Origin of the sequence: Planktothrix mougeotii LEGE 06226, assembly GCF_015207485.1 — a bacterium.
In the GTDB taxonomy this organism is placed as follows: Bacteria; Cyanobacteriota; Cyanobacteriia; order Cyanobacteriales; family Microcoleaceae; genus Planktothrix.
This window is the reverse complement of sequence record NZ_JADEWU010000105.1, coordinates 1-17523: the sequence shown is the minus strand read 5'-3', so window position 1 is coordinate 17523 and position 17523 is coordinate 1. Positions and strand designations below refer to the sequence as shown.

10 protein-coding genes and 1 tRNA gene are annotated in these 17523 nt (G+C 43.0%); 5 read left to right on the top strand and 6 right to left on the bottom strand.

All coding sequences use genetic code 11. The annotated features are described in order from the left end of the window. The first annotated feature begins 352 nt into the window (after positions 1–352). Entirely contained in the window at positions 353–706 is a 354-nt protein-coding gene (locus IQ236_RS25360; protein WP_193871852.1) for a Dethiobiotin synthetase, read from the top strand. A gap of 90 nt (positions 707–796) precedes the next feature. Here IQ236_RS25360 and IQ236_RS25355 read toward each other — a convergent pair whose 3' ends face one another. From IQ236_RS25355 to mutS, 3 genes are all read right to left on the bottom strand, one after another. Then, a complete protein-coding gene (locus IQ236_RS25355; protein WP_228041857.1) occupies positions 797–1153 on the bottom strand; it encodes a Mo-dependent nitrogenase C-terminal domain-containing protein in 357 nt (118 codons plus the stop codon). A gap of 442 nt (positions 1154–1595) precedes the next feature. After that, entirely contained in the window at positions 1596–1955 is a 360-nt protein-coding gene (locus IQ236_RS25350; protein WP_193871851.1) for an SH3 domain-containing protein, read from the bottom strand. 79 nt (positions 1956–2034) lie between these two features. Then, positions 2035–4692, bottom strand: coding sequence for a DNA mismatch repair protein MutS (gene mutS, locus IQ236_RS25345; RefSeq protein WP_193871850.1), 2658 nt, complete (start codon positions 4690–4692; stop codon positions 2035–2037). Between the two features lie 139 nt (positions 4693–4831). On the opposite strand from mutS, the gene IQ236_RS25340 reads away from it, so the two are divergent. After that, the gene (locus tag IQ236_RS25340) at positions 4832–6715 is read left to right on the top strand and encodes a putative bifunctional diguanylate cyclase/phosphodiesterase (protein ID WP_193871849.1); all 1884 of its coding nucleotides are present in this window, start codon (positions 4832–4834) and stop codon (positions 6713–6715) included. A 46-nt stretch (positions 6716–6761) separates the two neighbouring features. Beyond that, positions 6762–7469, top strand: a complete 708-nt coding sequence (locus IQ236_RS25335; protein ID WP_322744357.1) for a lecithin retinol acyltransferase family protein — start codon at positions 6762–6764, stop codon at positions 7467–7469. A 70-nt stretch (positions 7470–7539) separates the two neighbouring features. On the opposite strand, the gene IQ236_RS25330 is transcribed toward IQ236_RS25335, so the two are convergent. Then, positions 7540–7611 (bottom strand) — tRNA-Gln (locus IQ236_RS25330). A 190-nt stretch (positions 7612–7801) separates the two neighbouring features. On the opposite strand from IQ236_RS25330, the gene IQ236_RS25325 reads away from it, so the two are divergent. Then, positions 7802–8281, top strand: coding sequence for an NUDIX hydrolase (locus IQ236_RS25325; RefSeq protein WP_193871848.1), 480 nt, complete (start codon positions 7802–7804; stop codon positions 8279–8281). Between the two features lie 43 nt (positions 8282–8324). On the opposite strand, the gene IQ236_RS25320 is transcribed toward IQ236_RS25325, so the two are convergent. Together IQ236_RS25320 and IQ236_RS25315 are read right to left on the bottom strand one after the other, a co-directional pair. Then, a complete protein-coding gene (locus IQ236_RS25320) occupies positions 8325–9380 on the bottom strand; it encodes a retropepsin-like aspartic protease (RefSeq protein ID WP_193871847.1) in 1056 nt (351 codons plus the stop codon). Further along, on the bottom strand, positions 9377–10144 hold the full coding sequence (locus IQ236_RS25315) for a YebC/PmpR family DNA-binding transcriptional regulator (protein ID WP_193871846.1): 768 nt from the start codon (positions 10142–10144) through the stop codon (positions 9377–9379). Before IQ236_RS25315 ends, IQ236_RS25320 begins: the two co-directional genes overlap by 4 nt. A gap of 190 nt (positions 10145–10334) precedes the next feature. Here IQ236_RS25315 and IQ236_RS25310 point away from each other — a divergent pair. Next, positions 10335–17523, top strand: a 7189-nt coding sequence (locus IQ236_RS25310) for an Ig-like domain-containing protein (protein WP_193871845.1), incomplete at its 3' end; no start/stop codon positions are given.

Sequence of the window (17523 nt, the reverse complement as noted above, 5' to 3'; positions counted from 1 at the left end):
TTAGTTATTTAACCTCACATCAGAAGTTATTTGGCTTGGTCAAATCCACCCGAAAACGACATCGAGTTCTCGATGCTCTTACACAGCAGGTTTGGGGCGATCGCTCCTTAAGTTGACACCAATGGGTCTCCTCGCCCCTATAGCCAGATAGGGGTCAATTTTTTGAAATTCATGCAACCCAGACATCAAGAGGGTTGGGAAACCCAACCCCTACAGTTATTTTTCACAAATCAAATTGGATTGCTATATTTCCTATTCCCTGTTATAGAATTTTATAATCTCACCCATTACCTACTGTTCCCTGTTCCCTGTTCCCTGTTCCCTCACACTATAATTTAACAAAATAACTTAAATGGATTACAAAACAGCTTATAGCTTTTTAATCGATCAAGGAATGGCCTTAGAGACACAAAAAAACCCCGATGCGTTTTTAATGCGTTTAAAACAGGGTCAACCCCCCATTCCTGGTCAGGTGACAGCCATTTTATTAGCGTTAAAAATTGCCTATGATACGGTAAAAGAAACGTCAACCTTTGAAAAAAACTTCGTGTTGGCGTTACATGAATTAGCAATGGAAAGTCATCAACAATTTGCAGTCGGTCGTAACCGAGGTGTTGAATGGCCTCCTTTATTACAAGAAGATTTACACCGCATTGCTCTAGGGGTTAAAAGTATTTTTTCCGGTCACTGGTTGGTGAAAAAATAGGAAAAAAGGTGTTGGCTGTTAACTGTCAACCGTGATCATCAATTCTGAGGAATTTCACGGATTTTTCAGTCAACAGTCAACAGTTAGCAGTCAACAATAGACTGAAATATCTTCTCCACATTCATCCGCCAAATAACATAACGCCTGAAACCGGAGAGAAACTAATTCTTCATAGAAAGGATTGAGTTTACACAAAGGCGGAATGTGGAACAGAACACGACCAAATACTTTAATATCTCGTTCAAACGGACATTGAGCGGGGATGAGTTGACACAAGCGATGAGCGAATTTCGAGTCTTGGATTTTAATGCTTTCGAGCCAGTGACGAATGGGGCGCAGAGGAGCAAATCGAGGTTTGGAGGGGAAGGGGTCAAAGGAGCCAGACTGAGAAATGGGAGCAGATTCAACGGGAGTTGTTCCGCGACTAACAAGAGTTAGATAAGACATGGTACAATCAGTAAAATTCATCGTTCTCATTCGGAGTAAAACCGAAGTGTAGACAACTCTCTATAGAGAGTCTACGAATTGGGGGTTTAAGTTTCCGTACAAGGTTCGCTAACCCGTACAGAACCTCAGAAAATAAAGGATTCAAAACAGAAGCAACAGAATTTCTGGCCAGAGTTGAGCGTTGGTGAACTGTGTTTGTCCTTCTTCCCATAATCATGCCCTAAATTTTCAGAGTTTTCCCATAAGTTTTATTTAAAGTATAGATTTTACCTATAAAAAATATAAATAATACTTATCGTTTATGGGTTGACAAATCTGTTATAAACGGTTATTAAATGAAACCTTAGAAATTTGGATGAGTGTACATCAAGAAGTGAGGAACTTAAAATAAACTCATTTGTAGGCTGAGTTGAGAAACTTCACCCAACCTACAAATTCCTGATTAATATTTACAATCTGTTAAATAATCTGACCACACATAACCTTCTAAGGGCCTAATAATTTTAGTCCATTTTTCTCCTTCACTTCCATCCGTTACTCCTAACGCCACAATGGTTCCATTTTTGAGGCTTCCAATCACTTTTCCATTGGGTTTTTGTCGAACATTTAGGGGTGTTCCTGTGGGGTCAGCAACGGTACAATATCCAATGGGAGTTTGTACTAATTGTAATGAATCAGAAGTCTCAGAAATCGTTGAACGAGATTGAATTGCTGTATGAGCAGGTGTAGCTTGGGTTAACGTAATTGGAATTAACCCAACAACAGCGACTTTAAAAAGGGTAGTTGCAGCTTTTTTATTCATGGGGTTTTCAATCCTTTAACTCAATCAATGATAAAAGTTGCACCCCTATTTTGATTATAAACGATTTTTAGAATTAAGCTTAAAAAATATCTAACTGTTCTCCCTCATCCTCTGTGTTATCTGGTTTCTTAATTCCCTTTCTCAATCCAATGGCAATTTTACTATGCTTTTCAATTTGACGCATCACTTGTTTAGCCCGTTGAATCACAACATCCGGTAAACCCGCTAACCGTCCGGCTTCAATTCCGTATGATTTATCTGCACCTCCAGGTTGAACTTGATGCAAAAATATAATTTTATCGGGTAATTCTTTGACCGTCACTTGATAGTTTGCGACATTGGGAATAATAGACGCTAACTCATTTAATTCATGATAATGGGTCGCAAAAATGGTTCGAGATCGAATTTCGGTCGCTAAATATTCCGCTACAGACCACGCAATTGATAAACCATCAAAAGTAGCCGTCCCTCGCCCAATTTCATCTAATAAGACTAAGGATTTGGGCGTAGCATGATTTAAAATATTAGCGGTTTCATTCATTTCTACCATAAACGTAGATTGACCCGTTGCTAAATCATCCACCGCCCCGACACGGGTAAAAATGCGATCGCAAATTCCTAATTTAGCCGATTTAGCGGGAACAAAACTCCCCACCTGAGCTAATAATTGAATTAAACCAATTTGGCGTAAATAACAACTTTTACCACTGGCATTCGGCCCTGTTAAAATAATTAAATCCGGGTAAGAATAAGGTTTAATTCCTGAAGTCTCTGACTCTTCTTCTGTACTTCCTAACTGGGCGGTATTGGGAACAAAAAAACCAGGGGGTAAGGATTTTTCCACAACCGGATGACGCCCTTCAATAATTTTAATTTCTCGACTATTGACCATTTCAGGACGACAATACCCTTGATAAACGGCAATATCTGCTAACCCACATAACACATCAACCGCAGCGACAGCACGAGACACATCTCGGATGAGTTCTGAATGTTCTCCCACTTCCGATCTTAACTTAACAAATAGCTCATATTCCAGTTGGTTTAAATCATCTTTTGCCGTTAAGATACGAGCTTCACGTTCCTTTAATTCCGGGGTAATAAATCGTTCTTCATTGGTTAAGGTTTGCTTTCTAATATAATCCGTAGGAGCTTGATCTAATTTAGAGCGAGTAATACTAATATAATAGCCAAACGCTTTATTAAAACCCACTTTTAACGTCGAAATTCCCGTGCGTTCTCGTTCTTGAACTTCTAAATTAGCTAACCATTGTTGATCTTCTTCCGCTAATACCCGCATCCCATCTAATTGTTCATCGACCCCAGCACGAATCACACCTCCTTCTTTTAAGTGTTGGGGAGGAGATTCTACTAAATAAGATTGAATTTTATAAGCTAAGGTTTCTAACAGTTGCGGTACGGTTTGTAAGGCTTTTAAATAGGGAGAATTACCTTCACTGACTAAAACCGATAATTCCGGTAATTTCGCTAATGAATCGGCTAAAGCCACTAAATCTCTGGCGTTAGCCGTTCCATTTCCCGCCCGTCCTGTTAATCGTTCTAAATCATAAATTTGCCGGAGTAATTGTTGTAAATTATATCTTAATTCATGATTTTCAGCTAACTCTTGAATGGTATCATGACGTGCCCGAATTCCCCGAATATCTAATAACGGTTGTAATAACCAACGACGCAACGCCCGCCCCCCCATAGCGGTACTGGTTTTATCTAATGCCCATAATAAAGAACCATGTAACGTTCCATCCCGAACGGTTTGGGTAATTTCTAAATTGCGACGACTTTGATAATCTAAGATTAAATAATCCGTAATTGTATAAGTTCGTAATCGTTGTAAAGGAACTTGATTTTCCCGTTGAGTATCATCTAAATAATCTAATAATCCTCCCGCCGCCCGCACACCTAACGGCAAATGATCACAGCCTAATCCTTCTAAAGATCGCAGTTGAAATTCTTCTAAAATTTGGTTTCGAGCTTCACTTAAAGTAAAGGGAAGTTGCGATCGCAAAGAATAACAAAAACAATTCGGTAAACAATCCGGTAACTGATCAGATTTTTCCCCCGGACGCAACATTTTTCCTAAATCTGGTGCATTAATCGGAACTAAAATCTCCGACGGTTGTAACCGCATTAACTCCTGGGTGAGTTGTTCTAAATTTTGGGATTGTGTCGTTAAAAATTCCCCCGTTGAAACATCCGAGTAAGCTAACCCCCAATGATCTCCAGCAATCACAACAGCCGCTAAATAATTATTTTGACGACCTTTGAGCATTCCATCATCTGTCAAAGTTCCAGGGGTTAAAATCCGAGTAATTTCTCGACGAACCTGACGCTTTTCTCGCGCCGCAATTTCCGCATCTTCAACTTGATCACAAATCGCCACCGCATAGCCTTTTTCTAATAGCATTGCAGCATAACGTTCTACTGCGTGATGGGGAACACCCGTCATGGGGACTCGCCCGATTTCTTTCCCTCCATGTTTGGTGGTTTGCACTAATTCCAATTCTTGCGCTATTGTAATTGCATCTTGAAAAAAACACTCAAAAAAATCTCCCACCCGAAATAAAAGTAAGGCATGGGGATATTGTTCCTTGACTTCGATATAGCGTTGCATCATTTCCGATAACTTTTCCCAATCGACCTGGCGATAGTCTGCATTTGGGGGAAGGGAATTATTCGGTTGTGCGGGTGCAGAAGATGCACTAGGAGAAACGCTCATAATTTTGTGAAGATGCAAGCCAAGACTAATCATTAAGACTTTAGCGCGTTTAGTCACCTTCTGCAAACTTAGCAATGTAGTTTAAACTTTAATTCATGGATATCTCAGCCCGCACCAGTCGTCAGACTGTATTTTTACAGTGAAACGCGATCGCTTTTTATCAAAAAATCTAGCTCTTCAAGTAGCTAGTCTTTATGCCTTTCTCGGTAGTATTTGGATTTTTTTATCCGATCAACTACTTGCCTTTTTTTCTCCTAACCCTCGATTTTTAACTCAGATTCAAACGCTGAAAGGCGTAATTTTCCTGTTAATTACCAGTGTTCTTTTATACTTCTTTGTAAGTTTAGGAACCCGTCGTTTACAGGACTCAGAACAACGCTATCGAACTTTATTTTTTGCTCATCCCCAACCCATGTGGGTGTATGACTTAAAAACCCTGAAATTTCTGGCTGTTAATGAAGCCGCCATAGAACATTATGGGTATTCAGAAACAGAATTTCTGTCAATGAAAATTACAGAGATTCGACCGCCAGAAGATATTCCCCGATTATCAGAAAGTCTATCTAAAATTCAGATAGGACAGAATCGAGTGGGTATCTGGCGACATCATAAAAAAGATGGTACATTAATGGCTGTAGAAGTAACAGGCCATACTATAAACTGGAAAGAGAAATTTGCGGAAGTCGTTTTAGCTCAAGATGTTACAGAACGATTGCAAACGAAAGCCCAGCTTGAACGCTATGCCTTTAATGATTTACTCACCGGATTAGCCAACCGTAGTTTATTATTAGAAAGGCTACAATATGCCCTTCAACATCCCCAAAAAGACTTAAAAAATTTTGCCGTTTTATCCTTCGATATTGATCGATTTAAACCCCTTAAATATGGCTTTGGTCATCTCTTAGCTGAACAACTCTTAATTGCAGTTTCCCAACGACTTCAAACCTGTGTTAGTCCGAGGGATGTTGTCGCCAGAGTGGGAACCGATGAATTTGCAATTTTATTGACTGATATTGCTAATTCTACAGTTTTAAGCGAAAAAATTGAACGGATTCATACCAGTTTAGATTTTCCTTTTCGCTTAGATACGGTAACGATTTCATCCCCCACCAGTATTGGCATTGTGTTGGATAAATTGCAAAGTCAACGTCCTGAAGATTATCTCCAAGCTGCCGATACTGCGATGTATTATGCCAAACAACAAGGACGAGGAGCAACGGTATTTTATGAGCCTTCTATGGCAACAGTTGTGGCGGAACATTTGCAATTAGAAGCCGATTTACAACGCGCTATTGAACGTCAACAACTGAGTTTAAATTATCAACCGATTGTTTCCTTGAAAACTCAAAAAATTGTCGGTTTTGAAGCTTTAGTGCGTTGGTCACATCCTCAACGGGGGTTTGTGTCTCCAGCCCAGTTAATTTACTTAGCAGAAAAAGCCGGATTAATTGTTTCAATGGGACAATGGGTTCTTTCCCAAGCTTGTCAACATTTATTAGAATGGAAACCTCAATTCCCTGAGTTATATGTTAGCGTCAATCTTTCTGAAATTCAATTACGACATCCCCATTTACTGCAAGAAGTTAAAGGAGTTTTAGACTCTTTAAAACTGCCTGCCTTTAGCTTAAAGCTCGAAATTACTGAAAGCAATCTCATGGAAAACATTACCCATACAACGGAATTATTGAGGCAGTTAAAAGCCCTCAAAATTCGATTATTAATTGATGATTTTGGTACAGGATATTCGTCTTTAAGTTATCTACAAAAACTCCCTGTAGATACCTTAAAAATAGATCGATCTTTTGTCCAAAATATCCAAGCTGGAAATAAGGATTTTGAGATTGCCAAAACGATTATTAACTTAGCTCATAGTTTAGGTTTAGAAGTGGTTGCGGAAGGAATTGAAACCCCTGACCAAGAGGAAATGTTAAAGCAACTCGGCTGTGAATTTGGACAGGGATATTTATTCTCACCTCCCTTGGTTGAAACTGAGGTGATGAATTTTCTCAACCAAAATCAGTGAAAAAACCGCCCTAGATGTTCGCCTCAAAACCGTTAAACTATAAACAGTGAGTGGAGAAACCTGGAAAAGTCTAATGGCAAGAGGCGACCAAATTTATGTGTTTCGAGAATTTTATAACCTAGAGGGTTTATACGAACATCATGGTATAGATTGTGGGGATGGAACGGTTATTCATTATCGTAAACCCAGTGAAATTATTGAACGCACTTCTATTGATACCTTTTCTAAGGGAAAAAAAATTGATGTGCGACACTATCCCATTCGTTATATCCCCGATACTGTCATTCAACGGGCCGAAAGTCGTTTAGGCGAACAACAATATAATTTACTGTTTAATAATTGTGAACATTTTGCGACTTGGTGTGTTACTGGGGTTAGTAAAAGTCAACAGGTAGAAAATTTTATTCCCCTTCTTCGGTATATTAATGTTGACACCTTATCTGAGCCTCTCAAACAAGCGTTCATGGGAACACCGCCAAAAGATGCCAATCACCTTTTAAACCAGGCTTTAGCGGAAATTCGGGTCAGTTGGGATGATATTCACCCTCAATATAAACACGCCTTAAACGATATGAATTCTTGGAATCAAGTCGCTGTAGAAGCATTAAAACGTAATCGAGAAGATTTAGCCCGGGAAGCTTTGAAGCGCAAACTCACCGCCAAACGACGGGCTACGGAATTAGAAGCCAGTTTAGAAAAATTAGCTTCCATGACTCAAAAGCTGCTCCAAAATCAAACCGATATTCCCCATTAGGAAATAAACCGGGATTGTTCCAGGGTAGCCCTGGCTCTCAAACTCAATCGAGGATATCAGAAATGGATAACTGGGGCGAAAGGATTCGAACCTCTGAATGGCGGGACCAAAACCCGCTGCCTTACCGCTTGGCGACGCCCCATTGCTTCACAGTTATTTATATTAGCAGTATCCTCCCTGGATTTGTCAAGGGTTTTCACTAATTTTTTTTTAGCATTTTTGAATAATCGTCTGAAATCCTGTTTATATAATCGTTTGCGCCATTATCAACCTGCGGTTCATCAGGAAGAGAAGGCACAATAAAGAAGATTGACTTCACACTCTGCTCGTCTATGTATCGTCATCCGCTCTCAACAGGATTGTTTGTTGTGGTTGTTGTGCGTTCGGACAACCGCTTTTTATTGATTCAGGAAGTAATGGGGAATCGTCCTTGGTATTTTCCCGCCGGACGAGTCGAACCTGGGGAAACCTTTGTCGCCGCCGCTAAACGGGAAACCCTAGAAGAAGCGGGAATTCCGATTATCCTGGAAGGGATTTTAAGAATTCAGCATCTTCCCCAACCCAACGGACAATCCCGCATTGGGGTGTTTTTTTTAGCTCGTCCTGAAGGAAATACGCCGCCCAAAAGTAAACCTGATCATGAAAGTTTAGGGGCGAAATGGTTTACCTTAACGGAACTCGAACAATTACCCTTAAGAACTAAATTTGTCAAACCGATTATTTCTGAGGTATTAACCCAGGCAGAAGTTTATCCTTTACAGTTAATTATACCTGAAGGAAATTTGATGAAAGTTACACAAATTCAGAAATAATTACATCCTGCTCCGACAATAAGAGGAGAATAATTGTTAGAACTTATTGAAGCGGAACTAATAATAAACTGCCTTGAAAATCGCCAGATTGGGCAGGGGAATTAAAGCGCCAATATTGTTGATATTGATTTAAGAAACTTTGACCAATAATCCCATCGACTTGTAATAGATCTAAAACCGGAGAGGATAAAATAACCGCTTCTAAATTATGTTGATGATAACCTTGGAGAGAAACTTGCTCTAAGCGGGAACGTTGTGCATCTTCTAACCCACAAAATCCCTGAACTTGAATCTCTTGACGAGTTGCATCCTCTAAGTTGAGTTGATTGGCTAACTGTTCCGAGATAAAAATCGTATCGGCCCCCGTATCTAATAAAAAAATAAACGGCCCCTTGCCATTAATTTCAACTGGAGTTAACATTACTCCTAAACGGCTTTTTAAAGGAATAGATTCTGCTACAGATTCAGGTGGTAACTCAGAAGGATTTAATAATTGTAATTGATGAGTTTTAGGATTAATTTTAACATCAAAATTCCTTAAAAAATCCATTCCTAAAACGCCATATAATTCCTCTGGAATCACAGTAGTTGAAAATTCTAATCCTTGCAATTCTTCCACACGAACTTGATTAATTACCAACGGCGGTAAATGATGCAAAATTGCATTCATATTCGGACAATCATCCCCCGCCACCGCATAATCTAATCCTTCATTAGAAATCGGTTCCCCTTTTAAACCTAACTGTTGAACCAGGGCGGTGGTAATCATTGTTGTAGATGCACCCGTATCTAATAAAAAGCTACCGGATTTTCCTCCAATGGAAAGTTGCAAGGTAAACACTTGACTTCCTTCTAACAATTGCAGGGGAATCGTGGTTTGCCCAACGGTTTTTGGAGGCGGTAAATTTAAACCCTGGAGTTTCACAATGGCATTGACAGAAAAAACGTTTAATAACATTGTAGTCTTAGAACCCAAATCGGTACGGACTAATAAAGGTTCTAAATTTGGAGAATCAGTCAGGGTTGGGTTTGCCAAACTTTTAGCACCCCAAGGAAAAAGCCAAACTAAAACCACCATTAGGGAAGTCACGCCTTTCATTCGTTATAAAGTTCCTGATAACAAGTATCAGACATTTCAAAATTAGCAGTAACACTTTGTACATCATCCAAATCATCTAAGGCATTCATTAATTTCATTAGAGATCTGGCTTTTTCCACATCATCAACTTCAATAATATTATTCGGAATCCAACGCCATTCAGCTTCGACAATATTAAATCCCTGTGCTTTTAATACCTGGGCTAAATGTTCTAAATTCGGGATAGCCGTAGACACTTCCGCCCCATCAGTATCATTGACCGGGGTTAATTCATAGGATTCCGCTTCCCCTTCTACCAAGGCTTCCAGGAGTTTTTCTTCATCAATTGGCCCTGCTAAGGTGACAACGCCTTTCTGGTCAAACATCCAACTCACACACCCGGTTTCCCCCAAGTTACCGCCATTTTTACTAAAGGCTACTCGTAAATCGGCGGCGGTACGATTGCGGTTATCGGTGAGTCCTTCAATTAAAATCGCTACTCCTCCGACTCCATACCCTTCATAACGAATGGATTCTAACTCAGAAACTCCGGCTCCCAGTTTACCCGAACCTTTAGCGATCGCTCGTTCAATATTATCATTCGGAATTCCGGCGGCTTTTGCCTTTTCAATAGCGGTTCGCAGTTGAAAGTTTCCCATCGGGTCAGCCCCTTGACGCGCCGCCACAATAATTTCACGGGAAATTCTAGTGAATACTTTACCTTTAACCGCATCCACTCTTGCTTTTTGGCGTTTAATATTCGCCCACTTACTATGTCCAGCCATACTCCTAGAGAATCACAGCACCCTTTATTTTAAGGGAATAGGGAACAGGGAACAGGGAACAGGGAACACTCAAATCGTCTCTTCCTAAGAGCATACTCCTAAAGGTATACTTTTCTGATTAGACTTAGACTCATTATTCCAGCCCTCAGTTGCCAACTAAACATCACGATTGCATAAAGGATTAATCAATATGGCTACTTTTCAAGAAAAAACTGGTGCAGACAACCCCTTAAATGGTGTAGATGTTGGGAATAATAGTGCTCCGGTTTTAGTTGATGTTGATGGTGATGGGGACTTGGATGCTTTTATTGGCAACATCATTGGCGAGATCAAATATTTTCAAAACAACAACGGAAGTTTCACCGAACAGATTGGTGCCGCCAACCCCTTCAATGGTGTAGATGTTGGGATTTTGGCTTCCCCCAGTTTTGCCGATGTTGACAAGGATGGGGACTTAGATGCTTTTATTGGAAATCGAGATGGTAATATCAAATATTTCCAGAACAACAATGGTAGTTTCACCGAACAGATCGGTGCTGCCAACCCCTTCAATGGTGTAGATGTTGGGACTAATAGTAACCCCAGTTTTGCCGATATTGACAAGGATGGGGACTTGGATGCTTTTATTGGGAACAGCGTAGGCAATATTAAATATTTCCAGAATAACAACGGAAGTTTCACCGAGCAGATCGGTGCTGCCAACCCGTTCAATAGTGTAAATATTGTTGGTAGTATCCACCCCAGCTTTGCCGATCTTGATCGGGATGGGGACTTGGATGCTTTTATGGGCAATACCCTGGGTACGATCCGATTTTACCAGAACAACAACGGAAGTTTCACGGAACAGATCGGTGCTGCTAACCCATTAAATAGTGTCGATGTTGGGAATAATAGTACCCCCAATTTTACCGATATTGACAAGGATGGGGACTTGGATGCTTTTGTTGGTCTAACAGATGGTAGTATCAAATACTTCCAGAACACCACACCTCCATCTCCCCCCCTGATTAATGGTTTCCTCCCGACTAATAATCAGAAACAAGTCCCCCTTGCTACTGACTTAATCGTCAATTTTGACCAACCCATTCTCAAAGGAGTTGGCAATATTGTTATTATAGGCGGCGCCGGAAATATTTTTGAAACCCTAGATATTAATTCACCTAATATTACAATTAATAACAACGAACTTGTTATTAACCCCACCAATAATTTAGCAGGGCAAACCCCATACGAAGTTAGAATTCCTCAAGGTGCGGTTCAAGGTTTATCTGGATTACCTTTGGCAACTTCTGAAGCCTGGGCTTTTACAACCTTTGATAATATTGCACCCACCATTAACCTTCTAAATCCTGCCGATAATAGCATCGGCAGAATAGCGTTATCTGGCAACATAAGTATCATATTCAACGAGGCTATTTCTAAGGGTACAGGTAATATTGTTATCAAAAAACTCTCGGATAATTCTATTTTTGAAACAATTCCGGTTACATCACCCAATATCACTATTGGGGCGGTTTCGAGTATATCTGGAACTCCTTCCCGCCTGTTAATCAATCCCACAAACGATTTCGCATCGGAAACAGAATATTACGTTGAAATTGATAATACGGCTATTAAAGATTTGAGCGGCAATGCCTTTGCGGGCTTGAGTGGAAATAGTGCCTGGAATTTCAAAACTATTGATCGGACTCCTCCAGCCCTAACCAGTTTATCACCAACGGATAATGCCACCGGAGTTGCCGTAGGAGATAATTTAATTGTTACTTTCAATGAACCCATTCAGAAAAATAATACGGGCAATGTCACGATTAAAAAATTATCAGATGGTTCGATTTTTGAAACCCTAGATGTTAGTTCACCGAATCTGACGACTAATGGTAATCAACTCACCATTAACCCCATTACCAATTTAGCTCCGGGTACAGAATATTATGTAGAAATTGCCCCTGCAACCCTTGTTGATTTAGCCGCAGTCGGCGCATTACCCGCCAATCCCTTTAGCGGAATTAGTGGGAGTACGGCTTGGAATTTCACAACTGTCCCCGATGCCGTTAACCTGTCGATTAACCCCACCACCGGAAGTGAAGCCGGGACAACCAGTATTACCGTTACCGCCACGGCTGCCCTGCCCGTTGTTGGCGACCAAACCGTTGATTTAGCCTTAACTGGAACAGCCACGGCTGCGGATTTTGCCGGGACTATCCCCAATAAAATCACCATATCCGACGGTAGCATCACCGGACAAGTCACCTTTACGATTACTGACGACAACCTCGACGAAATCGACGAAACCGCCACCCTAACGATGAGTAACCCCAGTGCGGGAATCGTTTTAGGGCCAACCACCACAGGCAGTTTCACCATTACCGACAACGACACAGCCGGATTTGAAGTTCAAGCCATTACAGGTCATACCAGCGAAGCCGGAGGGACAGCCAGTTTTGACATCCGCCTCAAAACCCAACCCACCGCAGATGTCACTTTCAGTTTCAGCAGTAACAACACCGCAGAGGGAACCGTCTCCGCCACCCCTATCACCTTTACCCCCGCTAACTGGAACGTTTATCAAACCGTCACTGTCACCGGAGTAGACGATGCTGTCATTGACCTAGACAAAACCTATCAAATTGTTAGCAGCGCCGTTACTAGCACCGACCCCAAGTACAGCAATATCAAACCCGCCGATATCGATGTCATCAACACCGATAACGACAGTGCTGGAGTTACGATTACCCAAACGGGCGGCAGTACCGATGTGACAGAAGGAGGAGCAAATGATACTTATACAATACAATTAAATACCTTGCCCATCGGGAATGTCACCGTTACCGTCACCTCCGATGCCCAATCTCAAATCAGCACCGACGGCACAACCTTCAGCAATAGCCAAGCCGTCACCTTTACTCCCACTAATGGGATGACACCCCAAACCATCACCGTTAAAGCCGTAGATGATAACGTAGCCGAGCATAACCATAGCAGCAGTATTACCCACGCGATTACGACCAGTGCCACGCCTAACTATCCCACCACCCTAGCCATTGGGCCAGTGAATGCCCAAATCACCGATAATGACATTACCTACAACGTAGTTGGTAGTACCACCACGATTACAGAAGGAAATCAAGGCTCACAAGTCATCACCTTTACCATTACTCGTGGCGGTGAAACCCAACAAGCGAGTAGCATTGATTTCAGTTTCGGGGGAAACGCCAGTGCTGGCACAGACTACAATAACCCCAACGTCACGGGTACGGGAGTCAGTGTCACAGGTAGCACGATTAACTTTGCTGCTAACGCCACCACCGCCACCATTGCTGTTGAAATCCTTGGAGATGCCCAAGTTGAACCCGATGAAACCCTCAGTCTCACCCTGAGTAACGGCACACCCGCAGGCACAGCCACCATTACAGGTTCGCCCCTGAATGTCACCCTGACCAACGACGACACCGCCGGAATTGTCCTCAAACCTAAAAATGGATTAACCACCACCGAAGCCGGGGGTCAGGACATCTTCAATGTCCGGTTAAGCAGCCAACCCAGTGCTGATGTCACCATTGGCTTAACCAGCGATAACACCGCCGAAGGTATATTATCAGCCAATAGTGTTACCTTCACCCCTAGTAACTGGAATATTGCTCAAAATATTACTGTCACCGGAGTGGATGACAATAGTATTGATGGCAATAAAGCTTATAAAATTGTCACCGCCGACGCCACCAGCACCGACACCAACTATAGCGGTTTAGTCTCCAATGATATTGGTGTTACCAACCTCGATAATGATATAGCCGGGTTCACCATTTCCCCCATCAGTAGTAACACCACAGAAGCGGGCGGGACGAGTACCTTTACCATTCAACTCAAAACTCAACCCACGGCTGATGTCACCCTTCCTTTAAGCAGCGATAACACCGCCGAAGGTACGGTTTTACCCGCTTCTGTCACCTTTAATTCAACGAACTGGAATCAACCCCAAACCGTTACTGTTAACGGAGTTGATGATAGTATTGCCGACGGGAATCAAACCTATAATATTGTCACCGGAGTCGCCACCAGTACCGACACGAACTACAACGGCGTTGACCCCAATGATATTGGGATTGATAATATTGATAACGACGTTGCCGGAGTCACGATTTCTGCTATTAGTGGGAATACGACAGAAGCCGGAGGCACAGCCACCTTTACCGTTCAACTCAGCAGTCAACCCACGGCTGATGTTAGCTTTAATTTAAGTAGTGATAACCCTGGTGAAGGGTCTATTTCTGCTAACAGCCTCACCTTCGATGCTACGAACTGGAATATCCCCCAAACCGTAACCGTCACGGGCATTGATGATATTTTCTTTGATGGCGACAAACCCTATAATATTGTTACCGCAGCTATCAGCAGTCAAGATCCCAGTTATAACGGGATTAATCCTAACGATATCGCCGTCACCAATACCGATAATGATAGTCCTGGGTTCATCGTCGTACCCGTCGTCACCACTACCACAGAAGCTGGCGGGACTGGAGGATTTGCCGTTTATCTTAACGGTCAACCCACGGCTGATGTCACCCTTCCCCTCAGTAGTGATAACACCAATGAAGGCACTGTAACCCCCGCAGCCCTTACCTTTAATGCCACTAATTGGGATATCCCCCAAATCGTTACGGTTCTGCCCGTCGATGACAATCTGTTAGATGGGGATAAACCTTATAATATTGTTACCGGAGTCTCTACCAGTACCGATACCCGATTTAACGGCATTGACCCCAACGATATTCCCTTCATCAACAGCGACAACGAAACCCCCACAGTGGTCATCTCCCCCATCAGTGGCAATACCACAGAAGCCGGAGGTGCAGCCACCTTTACCATTCAACTCAACGGTCAACCCACAGGGGATGTCACTATTCCTTTAAGCAGTGATAATACTGCCGAAGGGACTGTTGCCCCGGCTGCCGTTACCTTTAATTCAACGAACTGGAATACCCCCCAAATTGTTACTGTTACCGGAGTCGATGACACCGTTATCGATGGAGATGCCGCTTATAATATTGTTACGGGAGCCTCTACCAGTACCGATACCCGCTTTAACGGCATTGACCCCAACGATATTGCTGTTATCAATAGTGATAATGATGTCCTCCCCGTCGATAGCACACCACCCGAAGTGGTCAGTTTAACCCCAACAGATGATGCCACAGGAGTAGCCGTAGGGGATAACTTAATCATTAAATTCAGTGAAGCCATTCAAATCGGTAGTGGTAATATCGTCATCAAGAAACTCTCCGATAACTCCATCGTCGAAACCCTGAATGTCAATTCCCCCAAAGTCAGCATCGGGACAAACAAAAAAGATAAAGTCGCCAGTCTACTCATCCTCAACCCCACCGCCGACTTAGCCACCAGTACAGACTATTATGTAGAAATTCCCCCAACCGCCATTACAGACCTAGCCGGAAATCCCTATAGTGGCATCAGTGGTAATACAACCTGGAACTTCAAAACCGTTGATGCGTCCCCAGCAATTCCCCCCGTCAACCTCTTCCTATCCCAAACCACAGGGACGGAAGCTGGGACCACCAGTATTACCGTCACCGCCATCGCAGCAGCAGCCGTTGTAGGCGACCAAACCCTAGACCTCACCTTAAGCGGAGATGCCAGCCTAGCCGATTTTGTCAGCCCCGTCCCCAACCAAATCACCATCCCCAACGGTAGCAGCAGTGGACAAGTCACCTTCACCATTACCGACGACAAACTCGACGAAATCGACGAAACCGCAACTCTGACCCTGAGTAACCCCAGTGCAGGAATTGTCTTAGGGCCAGACATCACAGACAGTTTCACCATCATCGACAACGATACAGCAGGCTTTCAACTGCAACCCATCAGTGGTCATACCAGTGAAACCGGAGGTCAAGCCAGCTTTGGCATCCGCCTCACCTCTCAACCCACAGCCGATGTCACCCTGAGTTTCAGCAGTAGCAACACCGCCGAAGGGACAGTAGCTGCCACCCCCATCACCTTTACCCCCGGCAACTGGGATAGTTACCAAACGATTACCGCCACCGGAGTCGATGATTTAAGTGCAGATGGAGATATATCCTACGAAATTCTCAGCACCGTTACCAGCGCCGACAGCAACTATAACAGTATCAAACCCGCCGATGTCGATGTCATCAATACCGACAATGACATTCCCGGAGTCACCATTACTCAATCAGGAGGCAGTACCGATGTCATTGAGGGAGGAGCAAATGATACTTATGAAATACAATTAAATACCTTACCGTTGGGAGATGTCGAAGTCACCGTCACCGCCGATGCCCAATCCCAAATCAGCTTAGATGGCGTTAACTTTGCGGCATCTCAAATCGTTAACTTCACACCCGTCAACGGGATTATTCCCCAAACCCTAACGGTGCGGGCAATAGATGATGGCGTTGCTGAACATAACCACAGCAGCAGCATTACTCACGCCATTACCAATAGCACAGCCCCCAACTATCCCACCACCCGACCCATCGGTTCAGTCAATGCCCAGATCACCGATAATGATATTACCTACAATGTGATTGGCAGTACCACCTCTGTTACTGAAGGAAATACAGGGAGCCAAGTTGTCAGTTTCACCATCAGTCGGGACGGTCATACCCAACAAGCCAGTAGCGTTGATTTCAGTTTTGGGGGAACAGCCAGCGTTGGTACAGATTACAATAACGTCAACGTTACGGGTAATGGAGTCAGTGCGACGGGTAGTACGATTAACTTTGCCCCGAATGCCACCACAGCGACAATTGCGGTAGAAATCCTGGGTGACACTGTTGTTGAAGCGAACGAAACCTTAGAACTGAATCTTAGTAATGGGAATACGGCGGGGACAACGACAATTACAGGTTCTCCGGTGAGTCTGACGATTCAAAATGATGATATAGCCATCGTCGATACTACCCCACCAGTAGTGGTCAGTTTAACACCAACGGATGATGCCACAGCCGTAGCAGTGGGAGATAACTTAATCATCAACTTCAGCGAAGCCATTCAAATCGGCACGGGTAATATCGTCATTAAAAAGCTATCCGATAATTCGATAGTTGAAACCCTGAATGTCAATACTCTCAACGTCAGCATTAACAACAATCAACTCATCCTCAACCCCACCGCCGACTTAGCCACCAGTACAGACTATTATGTAGAAATCGACCCTACAGCCATTCAAGATTTAGCCGGAAATCCCTATAGTGGAATCAGTGGTAACACCACCTGGAACTTCAAAACCGTTGATGCGTCCCCAGCAATTCCCCCCGTCAACCTCTTCCTATCCCAAACCACAGGGACGGAAGCTGGGACCACCAGTATTACCGTCACCGCCATCGCAGCAGCAGCCG

Bases quoted from the DNA above. Each gene is read 5' to 3' on its own strand.
- IQ236_RS25360 (WP_193871852.1), top strand. From the start codon at position 353: ATGGATTACAAAACAGCTTATAGCTTTTTAATCGATCAAGGAATGGCC.
- IQ236_RS25325 (WP_193871848.1), top strand. From the start codon at position 7,802: ATGTATCGTCATCCGCTCTCAACAGGATTGTTTGTTGTGGTTGTTGTG.
- IQ236_RS25350 (WP_193871851.1), bottom strand. From the start codon at position 1,955: ATGAATAAAAAAGCTGCAACTACCCTTTTTAAAGTCGCTGTTGTTGGG.
- IQ236_RS25320 (WP_193871847.1), bottom strand. From the start codon at position 9,380: ATGAAAGGCGTGACTTCCCTAATGGTGGTTTTAGTTTGGCTTTTTCCT.
- IQ236_RS25355 (WP_228041857.1), bottom strand. From the start codon at position 1,153: ATGTCTTATCTAACTCTTGTTAGTCGCGGAACAACTCCCGTTGAATCT.
- mutS (WP_193871850.1), bottom strand. From the start codon at position 4,692: ATGAGCGTTTCTCCTAGTGCATCTTCTGCACCCGCACAACCGAATAAT.
- IQ236_RS25315 (WP_193871846.1), bottom strand. From the start codon at position 10,144: ATGGCTGGACATAGTAAGTGGGCGAATATTAAACGCCAAAAAGCAAGA.